Source organism: Microbacterium oleivorans (genome assembly GCF_013389665.1).
Taxonomy (GTDB): Bacteria; Actinomycetota; Actinomycetes; order Actinomycetales; family Microbacteriaceae; genus Microbacterium; species Microbacterium oleivorans_C.
This window is the reverse complement of record NZ_CP058316.1, coordinates 1,578,685-1,591,151: the sequence shown is the minus strand read 5'-3', so window position 1 is coordinate 1,591,151 and position 12,467 is coordinate 1,578,685. Positions and strand designations below refer to the sequence as shown.

The window sequence follows — 12,467 nt, the reverse complement described above, 5'->3', positions numbered from 1 at the left end:
TGCGCGTGCGGCCCCGGCGCGGCGCTGAGACCGCACCGGCACCGCCGGTCCGACGGGTGTAACGCGAAGTGCCCCCGGCGCTCTCAGTAGACTGGCACGTCGAATCCCGAGGAGTTCTTCTGCCATGAGCGACGCGCCCGCGCCCACCACCGACGACGTCGACGATGTCATCGAGCAGAAAGCCGTCCGCCTCGCCAAGCGCGAGCGTCTGCTGAACGAACGGACGGATGCCGCCGGCGGCGCCTACCCCGTCGCCGTCGCGGTCACCGACACCATCCCGGCGCTCCGCCGGCGCTACGCCGACCTCGAGGCCGGAGCCGAGACCGGGATCACCGCCTCCGTCGCCGGACGCGTCGTCTTCAGCCGCAACACCGGCAAGCTCTGCTTCGCCGCGCTGCAGTCGGGCGACGGCAGCCGCATCCAGGCCATGGTCTCGCTCGCCGAGGTCGGCGAGGAGTCGCTGCAGGCCTGGAAGGAGCTCGTCGACCTCGGCGACCACGTCTCGGTCACCGGACAGGTCATCTCGAGTCGTCGCGGCGAGCTGTCGATCATGGTCTCGGCCTGGCAGATCGCCGCCAAGGCCCTGCTGCCGCTGCCGAACCTGCACTCCGAGCTCAGCGAGGAGAGTCGCGTGCGCTCGCGGTTCCTCGACCTCATCGTGCGCGACACCGCCCGCGAGACCGTCGTGGCCCGCGCGAAGGTCAACGCGTCGCTGCGCCGCACCTTCGACCAGCACGACTTCCTCGAGGTCGAGACGCCGATGCTGCAGGTGCAGCACGGCGGCGCGGCCGCGCGCCCGTTCGTCACGCACTCGAACGCGTTCGACACCGAGCTGTTCCTGCGCATCGCGCCCGAGCTCTTCCTCAAGCGTGCCGTCGTCGGCGGCATCGACCGGGTGTTCGAGATCAATCGCAACTTCCGCAACGAGGGGGCCGACTCCACGCACAGCCCGGAGTTCGCGATGCTCGAGGCCTACCAGGCCTACAGCGACTACAACGGCATCGCCGACCTGACGCAGGAGCTCATCCAGAACGCCGCGATCGCCGTCGCAGGATCGACCACCGTCACGTGGGCCGACGGCACCGAGTTCGACCTCGGCGGCCAGTGGGACCGCATCTCGATGTACGACTCGCTGTCCGACGCGGCCGGGTGCGTCATCACGCCCGGGACCTCGCTCGCCGACCTGCAGGCGCTCGCCGCCGAGGTGGGGGTCGTCGTGCCCGAGAAGGTCGCCACGCACGGCAAGCTCGTCGAGGAGCTGTGGGAGCACTTCGTCAAGGACGGACTCGAGCGGCCGACGTTCGTCATGGACTTCCCCGTCGACACGAGCCCGCTCGTGCGCGAGCACCGCACGATCGCCGGTGTGGTCGAGAAGTGGGATCTGTACGTCCGCGGCTTCGAGCTCGCCACCGGCTACTCGGAGCTCGTCGACCCCGTCATCCAGCGCGAACGCTTCGTCGAGCAGGCGAAGCTCGCCGCACGCGGCGACGACGAGGCGATGCGGGTGGACGAGGAGTTCCTGCGCGCGCTCGAGCACGGCATGCCGCCGACGGGCGGCATGGGCATGGGCATCGACCGCCTGCTGATGGCGATCACGGGTCTGGGCATCCGCGAGACGATCCTCTTCCCCCTCGTCAAATGACCCCGCGGTGAGAGCGGCCGCCGGCTCCGGGCCGGGCCGCGCTCTCTCCCCGACCGGGGGCGGCCCCGCGCCCGTCCACAGATGAGCTGATCCGCGGCCGGCCGCCGGGCGCCGCCGACGACTCTGGTCGACATGACCACCACCGTCGCCGCTGCGGATGCCGCGCACTTCCTGTCCCTCGTTCCCCACCTGCTCGGGTTCCGCCCCGAGCAGAGCCTCGTCGTCGTGCCGTTCGCCGGGTCGCGCAGCCTCGGCGCGATGCGCGTCGACCTCCCCGGGGGCGGCCTCGACCAGCTCGACAGCGCCGCGGCGACCATCATCGGCATGGTCTGCCGCATCCCCGACGCCGATGCCGCCACCGCCGTCGTCTACACCGCCGACTCCGCCGCCGACGGCCTGCCCGGTGCACGCGTGCTCGCGGCGGTGGGGCGTGCGGCCGACGTGTGCGGCATCCGCGTCGTCGATCTGCTCACCGTCGCCTCGGACGGCTGGGGGTCGCATCTCGACGTCGAGCACCCCGCCGGCGGGCGTCCTCTGTCGCGGATCGCGGATGCCGCGGCCCAGCACCCGACCGCGTTCGAGACGCCGCCGGTGCTGGAGCATCAGGCCGCTGGAGCCGACCTGCCCCACCGGAGCGCCTCGGAGCGGCGGGTCATCGGCGGGGCCCTCCGGTCGCTCGAGGACGCGCTCGCCGTGGTCAGCGGGATGCCGCGGGTCGGGGGCGGTCGAAGGCGGGACCGAGCCGGCGGTCGCGGCGTCGACCCGGCCTCGCTGGCGATCGCGTGCGAGCTCGACGATCCGCCGCGGGTGTTCGAGGATGCCCTCGCGCTGGGCCCCGAGGCCCTCGATCCGGCGCGCGTCGCGCTGCTGGTCTGGTGTCTCTCGCGCCCCGGGCTGCGCGACGTCGCCCTCGTGCAATGGGCCACGAGCCGCGACGGCGGGGACGACGCGCTCGACGCCCAGCTGCGGTGGGAGGAGGGCGAGGACTATCCCGAGCGGCTGGGCGCGATCATGTGGGGCGACGGCGCCCGCCCCGATGCCGAACGACTGGGCGCCGCCCTCGCGCTCGTCCGGCATGTCGCGGCGCTGGCACCCCGGCGGCTGCGCCCCGGTCCGCTCGCGCTGTGCGCGTGGCTGTCGTGGGCGCTCGGGCGCTCGACGCATGCGGCGTCGTACGCCCAGCGAGCTCTCGAGATCGATCCCGACCACGGGCTGGCCGAGATCATGGCGTCGTTCGTGCAGGTCGGGCACCTGCCCGACTGGGCCTTTCGCAGGCGCGGGCACGTACGATAGGAGGCATGGACGAGTACGTGGGCGCGGTCATCTGGTCGCTGCTGCCGACCCTGGTGGTGTCGGTGCTGTTCGTCTTCGTCCTCCGCGGCATCCTGCGCATGGATCGCACGGAGCGGCGCGCGTACGCGAAGATCGAGGCCGAAGAGCGCGCTGCGCGCGGTCTGCCGGCGGCTGCCGCCGAGCGTCCGACGACCTGACTCCGCGGGAGCAGCGGTCGCGCCCGATACGCTGATCCCGACGAGAGCGGAGGGTGACGTGACGATCGAGGTGACGGCATTAGAGCTCCCCGGGTGGTGGCTCTTCCTGGTCTTCGTCGCCGACCTGATCGTGCGCATCACCGCGATCGTCGTCGTTCCGCGCAACCGGCGCCCCACGGCCGCGATGGCCTGGCTGCTCGCGATCTACTTCATCCCCTTCGTCGGCGTGCTGCTGTTCCTCCTCATCGGCAACCCGCGGCTGCCGCGCAAGCGACGACGGATGCAGCGCGAGATCAACCAGTACATCCGCGAGACCAGTGAGGGGCTCGACTTCGGCACGCTCCGCCCCGATGCGCCCGCGTGGTTCACCTCCGTCGTCACCCTCAACCGCAACCTCGGCGCGATGCCCCTGGCGGGCGACAACGGTGCCGAGATCATCTCGGAGTACGACGAGAGCATCCGCCGGATGGCCGAGGAGGTGCGTCGGGCGGAGCGGTACGTGCACGTCGAGTTCTACATCCTGCAGTCCGACAAGACGACCGACGTCTTCTTCGCCGCGCTCGAGGAGGTCGCTGCGCGGGGCGTGACGGTCCGCGTGCTGCTGGACTACTGGGCGAACCGCGGCAAGCCCTGCTATCGCGCCACCGTGAAGCGGCTCACCGCGATGGGGGCGGACTGGCACCACATGCTCCCGGTGCAGCCGCTGCGCGGCAAGTACCAGCGTCCCGATCTGCGCAATCACCGCAAGCTCATCGTCGTCGACGGCACGGTGGCATTCACGGGCTCGCAGAACATGACCGACTCGACCTACAACCTGAAGAAGAACATCAAGCGTGGCCTCCACTGGGTCGACCTGATGGTGCGTGTGCAGGGGCCTGTCGTCGCCAGCATCGACGCCGTGTTCCTCTCGGACTGGTACAGCGAGACCGGCTCGGCCCCGTCGGAGGACGTCGGGCTGTTCGAGCTCGAGAGCGGACCGGGCGACCTGGACTGTCAGATCGTGCCGTCCGGTCCCGGATTCGAGTTCCAGAACAACCTCAAGCTCTTCACCGCGCTCCTGTTCGCCGCGCAGCAGCGCGTCATCATCGTCAGCCCGTACTTCGTGCCCGACGAAGGGCTGCTGCTGGCCGTGCAGACGGCCTGCCAGCGCGGGCTGCAGGTCGAGCTGTTCGTCTCGGAGGAAGGCGATCAGGCGATGGTCTACCACGCCCAGCGCAGCTACTACGAGGCGCTGCTGCGGGCGGGCGTGAAGATCTGGATGTACCCCAAGCCCTACATCCTGCACACCAAGAGCCTGACGATCGACGACGACGTCGCCATCATCGGCTCGAGCAACATGGACATGCGCTCGTTCGGTCTGAACCTCGAGATCTCGATGCTCGTGCGAGGCGAGGAGTTCGTCTCGCAACTGCGCGCGGTCGAGGATCAGTACCGGGATCTCGCCCGCGAGCTGACGCTCGAGGAGTGGATGAAGCAGCCGTTGCGCTCCACCGTGCTCGACAACCTCGCGCGGCTGACCTCCGCGCTGCAGTAGCCCGCGCCGAGGGGCTTGCGCGGCGACGACGTCGCAGGCCTCGGTCTGATCGACGAGGACGAGTTCGTGGTGCAGTCGGTGGCCGCCGGTCACGGTCCGCGGGTGACCGAGTCATCTGATCCAGCCGATTCCGAGACGATCGGCCCCGTCGCGACACTGTGACGAAGACGGAAGGATGACTCTCATGAAGACAACTCGCACCGGAACCGCATCCGCTCTCCTGCTTCTCGCGACACTCGCACTGGCGGGCTGCGCGACCTCGCCCGGGCAGGGGGCGGGGGTGCCCGAGACCGCCGCCCCGGGCGGCGATGCCTCAGCCCCCGCCGGTGACGCCGAACTGTATGCCGCGTGGCTCGACGCGGGTCGTGCGATCGGCGTCGTCACCTTCGGCAGCTCGTCGTGCGCACCGGTGGTCGGTGAGGCGACGGCCGCGGGTCAGACCGTCACCGTCGAGATCACCGATCCCGAGGGGGTCGCCTGCACCCGCGACTACGTGCCGCGCGCCTCGTACGTCATGCTGCCCGCGGGCGTGGATCCGGCTCAGGACGTCGAGGTTTTCGTCACCGGCACGTATGCGGGCGACACCGACCTCGACGGCGTGGCGGGCCTGACAGCGCCGGACACCGAGGGTGAGATGGCCGAGATGACGCCGAGCGCCGGATGGTTCGACGACGACGGCATCGTGCTGCTGACCTACGGCTCGTCGACCTGTCCGCCGGTCTTCGAGAGCGTCGACGCGGTCTCGGCCGAAGAGATCCGAGCCGTCGAGGCCGCAGCGCCGGCCGACCAGGTCTGCACGGCGGACTACGCGCCCCAGTTGAGCGTGCTGCAGATCCCCGGGGTCTCGGGCGACGCGCGCCCGGGCGAGATCGTGCTCGTCTCGGCGACCGGCGACGAGCAGCGGGTCGGCATCCTCGGCTGAGGTCGGGGTGCGGGGACGATCACCTCAGTAGTCGCTCAATATGCCTAGGCAGTGCTGAGGCGGGGAAGCCAGGCTACCGGGTTGTGCCCGCACCCCTCTCGGCGCGCGGAACGGCGGGGCTACAGTCCACAGGACCCCGGTCGCCCTGCACCGCGCCGAGAAGGAGAACCCGCCATGACGATCAGCCACGCCCCCGCCTCCGACACCGATCGCGAACGCCCGTCGCGCCGCCGCCGGATGGCGCTCGCGCTGGCCGCCGGCGGCCTCGTGCTCGGCGTCGGCGGCATCGTCACGCTGGCGGTGTGGAACGACTCGGAGTTCGTCACCGGTACCTTCGGCTCCGGGCAGTTCGATCTTCAGGGCAGCACGGACGGCACCGCCTTCACGAGCGACCCGACCGCGCCGGGCAAGACCCTGACGTTCACCGTCGATGCCGACACGTTGGCTCCCGACGACGTCGTCTACGCGCCCTTCGCCGTGCAGCTGTCGGCGGCGTCGACCAACGAGGCGGCCGTGACGATCGAGAACGTCATCGGCGGAGCCATCGGCGACGACCTCACGTACTCGGTCTTCGTCGAGGACGCTTTCGGCACCACGTGCTCGGACGCCGCGCCCCCGACGGGCCCCGAGGTCGTCGCCGACCGTGCGGCCGACGCGACCGGGCTCGTCGACGTCTTCGACCTCACCGCCGCCGCCGACCCCGTGAACCTCTGCTTCGTCGTCACCGCCGGCGACATCGGCCAGGGCGAGACCGGCACCATCACCTGGGAGTTCGCGGGAACCTCGGGCGACACGCTGTAACGGCTGATGGGCGCGAGACGGGACGCGCGGCGGCGCCTGCGGCGTCGGCGCGTCCTCGCGGTGCTGGCAGCGGGCAGCGTCCTCGGGGTGGGGATGATCTCGACCATCGCCGCCTGGACCGACACCGAGGTCGTCACCGGCGCGTTCAACGCGAGCACCTTCGACACGCAGTCGCAGAGCGCGGCGTCGCCCACCTACGCGAGCCACGCGACCTCGGCGACGAGCGCCGCGCTGACCTTCACCAGCGCGGGGCTCTCGCCCGGGGCGACCACCCAGGCGTGGCTCAACATCCGTACGTCGCCCACCTCGACGGTCGGGGGCTCGATCACGCTCACCGGTGCGACCGCCTCCGGGACGCTGGCCACGGTGCTCGAGTACCGCGCGGTGCGGCTCGCGGCTGCGGTGCCGACCTCGACCTGCAACGCCGCCGCCTTCACGACGGGGACCCCGACGTTCATCGCCGGGGGGAGCTCGACCTGGCTGCCGGTGACCACAGCGCCCACGCCGGTCGTCGCCAGCGCGATCGACGCCGCCGGCGCGCAGCTCGGGTTCTGCGTCGAGGTGCGCATCGCGCCGACGGCGGCCAGCACCTTCCAGGGCGCCGGCGCGACGGTCACCTGGACCTTCACCGGAACCTCGGCGAGCTGAGCCCGCCGTGAGCGCACCCCCGCTGACCCGGAGGCAGGCCCGTGAGCCGCAGCCCGCACCTGCCCGTCCCCGCCGCTGGGGTGCCCTGGTCGCCGACACCGCCCTCGCCGTCGCGGGCGTCGCGGGGGCGCTGTGCGTCGTGCTGGCGCTCGCGACGGTGCTGCTCGACGTGCGGGTCACCCTCTTCAGCACCGGATCGATGTCGCCGACCATTCCGGCCGGTGCAGCGGCGATCGCCCGCGGCATCCCGGCGGCGGAGATCCAGGTGGGCGATGTCGTCACCGTCGAACGACCGGGGAAGCTGCCCATCACCCACCGCGTGACCGAGGTCGCCGCCGTGCCGGACGGAGCGCCCCAGGCGCGCAGGATCACGATGCGCGGTGACGCCAACGCCGTCGAGGACCCGTTCCCGTACGACGTCGAACGCGTGCGGGTCGTGGTGTTCTCGGTGCCCGGCGTCGCTCCGCTGCTGTCGGCCGCGGGGACGCCGCCCGTGCTTGCGGCGGTCACGATCGCCGCGACGGCACTCGTGGTGGGGGTGTTCTGGCCCCGGTCGCGGCGCCGTGATGCACCGAGGCCGGGAGCGTCGAGCCCGGCGCCGACCGGCGGGGACGACGAGGGGTCTCCGTGATGCGTCGTCGCCGTCGCATCACGGGCGCCGCAGCCACGCTGGCCGCCGCCGGTGCGATCGCGCTCGCCCTGACGGCACCGCCCGTCGTGACGGACGCCGCCTGGTCGGACAGCGAGTTCGGCTCCTCGTCCGTGTCGGCGCTCACGGTCGCCTCGCCCGGGGCGGTGCGCTGCGTGCAGTCGGGCCTGCTGGTGCCGGCCGTACTGGGATGGAACGCCGCCCCGGCGGGCGGCAACGTGACGGGCTACCGCTGGACCCTCGTCGGCGCGTCCAACCGGTCGGGCACGCTCGCCGCGACGGCGACCTCGGTCACCCTCAACGCCAACGCGGTGGAGCTCGGCACGTCGACCTTCACTCTCTATGCGGTGGGTCCCGGCGGATGGGAGCGCGCCGCGACGAACACCGCCGCGGTCGGGTTCATCTCCATCGCGCTGGGGGTCACTTCGTCGTGCTCGACGCCGGCGGCCTGACCGCTCCCGGCACCGCTCCCGACCGCTCGCCCGCTCTCACGACATCGTGTCGAGGATGCCGGTGAGATCGTCGAACGTGGTCCGAGGGTTCAGGATGGCGAAGCGGGCGTTCGTCCTGCCGGCGTGGCTGCTGGGCGTGACGAAGGCGTGCTGCCGCTCGAGCAGATCGGATGACCAGCGGCTGTAGTCGGCGCGCTCCCAACCGTCCCGCTCGAACACCACGACCCCCAGCTGCGGGCGTCGCACCAGCGTCAGCTCGGGTCGCCGATCGATCTCGTCGGCGATGCGTTCGGCGAGCTCGATCGAGCGGGTGATGGCGGCGCGGTACACGTCGGTGCCGTAGGTCGCGAGCGAGAACCACAGCGGCAGTCCGCGCGGGCGGCGGGTGAGGTGCACCGCGTAGTCCGACGGGCTCCAGTCGCCCGTCTCGGTGAGGGTGTCGAGGTACTCCGCGTGCTGGGTGTGCGCGCGCCGGCCGAGCTCCGGGTCGCGGTAGATGAGCGCGCAGGCATCGAACGGCGCGAAGAGCCACTTGTGCGGGTCGACGATGACCGAGTCGGCGTGCTCGACGCCGGCGAAGCGGTGGCGGGCGACGGGCGAGAGCATCGCCGCGAGCCCGTACGCGCCGTCGACGTGCAGCCAGACATCCCGCTCGCGGGTGACCGCGGCCACCGAGGCGATGTCGTCGACGATGCCGAAATTGGTCGATCCCGCGGTCGCGACGACGGCGAACACGCTGTCGCCGTGCTCGTCGAGCGCGGCCCGCACGGCCTCGCCCCGCAGCACGCCGTCGTCGGCGACGGGGACGGCCACCACCTCGACGTCCATCACCCGCGCCGCCGACGCGATCGACGAGTGCGCCTCAGCGCTGCAGACGACCCGCCAGCGGTCGGGACGGATGCCGCGCGAGCGCGCGGTCTCGCGCGCGGCGACGAGCGCCGAGAGGTTGCCGAGCGTGCCTCCCTGCACGAACGCCCCGCCCGCACCGGCCGGCAGGCCGAACTCGTCGGCGAGCCACCGCAGCACCTCGTTCTCGGCGTGCACCGCGCCGGCGCCCTCGAGCCACGACCCTCCGTAGAGCGCGCTCGCCGAGACGACGACGTCGAACGCGGCGGCCGCCTTCGACGGGGCGCTCGGGATGAACGACAGATAGCGCGGGTCGTCGGTCGAGATGCACGAGGGGGCGAGGATGTGCTCGAACACCCCGATCGCCTTGCGCGCGCCGATGCCCTCCTCGACGATCGTCCGCCCCGTCAGGCGTCGCAGCTCCGCCGGCGGCAAAGGCTTGTCGAGCGGGGTGTCCTCGGCGAGCAGGCGCCCGCGGGAGTACTCCAGCACGAGGTCGACGATGCCGCGGGTCTCGTCGGTGATGTCGTGCATGCGGGCCGGGAAGTGCTCGGTCATGGGGACCTCCTGGGTCCGAGGGTAGTTCGTGGGTGCGGGTCGGGTCAGGTCAGGCGAGGGGCGGCGTGCGCGGCGGCGCGGTCCGCCTCGGGGTGAGCGTCTCGATGGCCGCGCCGAGCTGGAGCAGCGCGCTGTCGTCGTAGGCGCGACCGGCGATGGTCAGGCCCACCGGCATCCCGATGTCGGCGAGCATGCCCATCGGAACGGTCACCGTGGGGATGCCGAGGTGGCGGACGGCGAGGTTGCCGTTGGCGATCCAGGTGCCGTTGCGCCAGGCGAGGTCGGCCGACTCGGGGTTCGTGTCGGCGTCGGCCGGGGCGATGTCGGCGACGGCGGGGAAGACGACGGCGTCGAGGCCGGCGGCATCCATCCAGTCCTCCAGATCGACGCGGCGGGTCTCTTCCAGCCCGCGCAGCCCCGCCTCGAGCCCGGGGATGCCCTCGAGCGTGATGTCGGGGTGCGCGGCGACCCACGCGGGGTACTCCGCGATGTCGTCGTCGAAGCCGGTGTAGCGGTCGGGCAGGGCTCGGGCCGGGTGCGGGAAGATGCGCGCCCCGTCGATCCCCGCGAGCCCCGGGAAGGCGGGGTCGCCGTTCGCCCGGAGGAAGTCGTCCCACGCCCAGGCCGAGAGGTCGACGATCTCGCGCCGCAGGTAGTCGGGGCTCACCCGTCCGGCGGTGGCGATGGACCCGGCGCCGGGTCGGTCGTTCTCGTACCTCGACACGACGGGGAAGTCGGTCTCGACGACCTCGGCCCCGGCGGCCTCCAGCTCGGCGCGCAGGGTACGCCACAGCGCGACCACGCTCGGGCGGGTCTCGATGCGCCGACCCGTGGGGCCGCCGATGCCGGGTTCGGCGGCGGTGCCCGCGTCGAGGTCGGCGCCGATGTACATGCGCGGGACGCCCAGGCGCCGGCCGGACAGGGTGCGCCGGGCGGCGTCCCGGCTCGGCACGCGCAGCTCGGCGTAGCTCTCCGGGCGCACGGTCGACGCGGCCGGGAGGGTGACCCACGGCTGTGCGCGCCAGAAGTCGCCGCGCGTGTCGGTGTCGTCGGCGACGATGACGTCGAGGACGGCCAGCAGGTCGTCCATGGTGCGGGTGTGGGGCACCACGACGTCCATCGTCGGCACGAGGGGCCAGTTGCCGCGCACGGAGATGACCCCGCGTGAGGGCGTGTAGGCGCACAGTGCGTTGTGCGAGGCGGGTCCGCGGCCGCTCGACCAGGTCTCCTCGCCCAGTCCGAACGCCGCGAAGCTCGCGGCCGTCGCGGTGCCCGACCCGTTCGAGGAGCCCGACGCGAACGGAGCCGTGAGGTAGTCCGCGTTGTACGGGCTCTCCGCGCGCCCGTACAGGCCGCGTTGCATGCCGCCGTTGGCCATCGGGGGCATGTTGGTGAGGCCGAGGCAGATCGCCCCGGCATCCCGCAGCCGCTCGATGGTGAACGCGTCGCGCCGGGCGACCAGGTCGGCGAAGGCGGGGCTTCCCGCCGCGGCGGTGAGACCGCGCACCAGGTAGCTGTCCTTCGCGGTGTAGGGGATGCCGTCGAGCGGGCCGCGGGACGCGCCCCGCGCCCGCCGCGCGTCCGATTCGGCGGCCTCGGCACGAGCGTCCGGATTGCGCACGACCACGGCGTTCAGGGCCGTGGGGGTGTCGGGGCCGTCGTAGGCGTCGACGCGCACGAGGTAGGCCCGGACGAGGTCGGCCGCGGTGGTCTCGCCGCTCGCGAGCGCGGCCGCGAGCTGCGCGATCCCGGCCTCCGTGACGTCGATCACCGCTGCACCTGTTCGGTCGACTCCCCGGCAATCGCCGGTGCTCCCGGAGCGTCATCCGCCGAACGCGGCGGGTCGACGCGGGGGAGGGCCGGCTGCTGCTGGGTGATGCAGTGGATGCCGCCGCCTCGGGCGAACAGCGGACGCGCGTCGACGGTGACCACGCGGCGTCCGGGATAGGCGTCGCGGAGGATGCCGCGCGCGCGGTCGTCCGCGGTGGCGTCGCCGAAACCGCAGGCGATGACGCCGCCGTTGACGACGAGGTGGTTGACGTAGCTGTAGTCGACGAACCCCTCGGCGTCGCGCAGCTGTGCGGGGGCGGGGAGCTCGATGATCTCGAGGCCGCGGCCGGCGGCATCCGTCGCCCCGTCGAGCGCGGCGCGGATCTCGGGCATCACGGCGTGGTCGGGGTGGGCGGCGTCGGGCTGCGCGTGCAGGAGCACCAGCCCGGGGGCGGCGAAGGTCGCGACGATGTCGACGTGGCCGTTCGTGCCGAACTCGTCGTAGTCGCGCGTGAGGCCGCGCGGCAGCCAGATCGCCGTCGTCGCGCCGATCGTCCGGAGCATCTCGGCATCGACGCGCGCGCGGTCGGCGAACGGGTTGCGGCGCGGGTCGAGTTGCACGGTCTCGGTCAGCAGCACGGTTCCCGTGCCGTCGACGTGGATGCCGCCGCCCTCGTTGACGAGCACCGAGCTGACGAGCTCGGCGTCGACGTGGGCGGCGACCGCGCGGGCGTGCTCGGCCGAGAGCCGCCAGTCGGCCCAGCCGGGCGCGCCCCAGCCGTTGAAGATCCAGTCCACGGCGCCGAGGACCCCGGGCCGCTCGTCGTCGACGACGAAGGTCGGGCCGTGGTCGCGCATCCAGAACTCGTCGACCGGGGCCGCGATCTGCTCCACCGTGTCGCCGAGGAGGCTCCGGGCGCGCACGGTCTCGCTCGGGTCGACGAGCATCGCGACGGGCTCGAACTCCGCGACGGCTCGGGCGACGGCGCTCCACGCGGCGTAGCCCTCGTCGCGCTCGGCATCGGTGCCGCCCAGGGTCATGCCTTCGCGGGGGAACGCCATCCAGGTGCGTTCGTGCGGGGCGGTCTCGGCCGGCATCCTCCACGACATAGCGGTCCTCCCGTTAGTTGATCACTTGATCAATTTCTCGGAAGC

The 12,467-nt window shown here is 72.3% G+C and carries 13 protein-coding genes; 10 read left to right on the top strand and 3 right to left on the bottom strand.

Annotated elements, in window-relative coordinates; translation table 11 throughout:
• The first annotated feature begins 124 nt into the window (after positions 1 to 124).
• From lysS to HW566_RS07560, 10 genes are all read left to right on the top strand, one after another.
• The gene (gene lysS / locus HW566_RS07605) at positions 125 to 1,642 is read left to right on the top strand and encodes a lysine--tRNA ligase (RefSeq protein WP_178011746.1); all 1,518 of its coding nucleotides are present in this window, start codon (positions 125 to 127) and stop codon (positions 1,640 to 1,642) included.
• 132 nt (positions 1,643 to 1,774) lie between these two features.
• Positions 1,775 to 2,935 carry a DUF4192 family protein gene (locus HW566_RS07600; RefSeq protein ID WP_178011744.1) on the top strand — a complete coding sequence of 387 codons (1,161 nt, stop codon included), beginning with the start codon at positions 1,775 to 1,777 and terminating at the stop codon, positions 2,933 to 2,935.
• A 5-nt stretch (positions 2,936 to 2,940) separates the two neighbouring features.
• Complete coding sequence (locus HW566_RS07595) at positions 2,941 to 3,132, top strand: hypothetical protein (RefSeq protein ID WP_178011742.1); 192 nt, start codon at positions 2,941 to 2,943, stop codon at positions 3,130 to 3,132.
• A gap of 58 nt (positions 3,133 to 3,190) precedes the next feature.
• Entirely contained in the window at positions 3,191 to 4,666 is a 1,476-nt protein-coding gene (gene cls, locus HW566_RS07590; protein WP_372955792.1) for a cardiolipin synthase, read from the top strand.
• A gap of 15 nt (positions 4,667 to 4,681) precedes the next feature.
• A complete protein-coding gene (locus tag HW566_RS07585) occupies positions 4,682 to 4,828 on the top strand; it encodes a hypothetical protein (RefSeq protein WP_178011741.1) in 147 nt (48 codons plus the stop codon).
• Between the two features lie 22 nt (positions 4,829 to 4,850).
• Positions 4,851 to 5,588, top strand: a complete 738-nt coding sequence (locus tag HW566_RS07580; RefSeq protein ID WP_178011739.1) for a hypothetical protein — start codon at positions 4,851 to 4,853, stop codon at positions 5,586 to 5,588.
• Positions 5,589 to 5,762: 174 nt separating this feature from the next.
• Entirely contained in the window at positions 5,763 to 6,389 is a 627-nt protein-coding gene (locus HW566_RS07575; RefSeq protein WP_178011737.1) for a SipW-dependent-type signal peptide-containing protein, read from the top strand.
• Between the two features lie 6 nt (positions 6,390 to 6,395).
• Positions 6,396 to 7,037 (top strand): SipW-dependent-type signal peptide-containing protein, encoded by a 642-nt coding sequence (locus tag HW566_RS07570; RefSeq protein ID WP_178011735.1) that lies wholly within the window; start codon positions 6,396 to 6,398, stop codon positions 7,035 to 7,037.
• A 7-nt stretch (positions 7,038 to 7,044) separates the two neighbouring features.
• Positions 7,045 to 7,668, top strand: coding sequence for a S26 family signal peptidase (locus tag HW566_RS07565; RefSeq protein WP_178011733.1), 624 nt, complete (start codon positions 7,045 to 7,047; stop codon positions 7,666 to 7,668).
• A complete protein-coding gene (locus HW566_RS07560; protein ID WP_218621659.1) occupies positions 7,665 to 8,138 on the top strand; it encodes a hypothetical protein in 474 nt (157 codons plus the stop codon). Before HW566_RS07565 ends, HW566_RS07560 begins: the two co-directional genes overlap by 4 nt.
• Positions 8,139 to 8,174: 36 nt before the next feature.
• Here the strand turns inward: HW566_RS07560 and HW566_RS07555 are convergent, their stop codons facing one another.
• Genes HW566_RS07555 through HW566_RS07545 form a run of 3 tightly spaced genes read right to left on the bottom strand, consistent with a single transcriptional unit; the run spans position 8,175 to position 12,422 of the window.
• Positions 8,175 to 9,542, bottom strand: coding sequence for a pyridoxal phosphate-dependent decarboxylase family protein (locus HW566_RS07555; RefSeq protein ID WP_178011729.1), 1,368 nt, complete (start codon positions 9,540 to 9,542; stop codon positions 8,175 to 8,177).
• A 49-nt stretch (positions 9,543 to 9,591) separates the two neighbouring features.
• Positions 9,592 to 11,313, bottom strand: coding sequence for an amidase (locus HW566_RS07550; protein ID WP_178011727.1), 1,722 nt, complete (start codon positions 11,311 to 11,313; stop codon positions 9,592 to 9,594).
• Positions 11,310 to 12,422, bottom strand: coding sequence for an agmatine deiminase family protein (locus HW566_RS07545; RefSeq protein WP_178011725.1), 1,113 nt, complete (start codon positions 12,420 to 12,422; stop codon positions 11,310 to 11,312). The genes HW566_RS07550 and HW566_RS07545 overlap by 4 nt, the downstream gene beginning before the upstream one ends.
• Between the last annotated feature and the right edge of the window lie 45 nt (positions 12,423 to 12,467).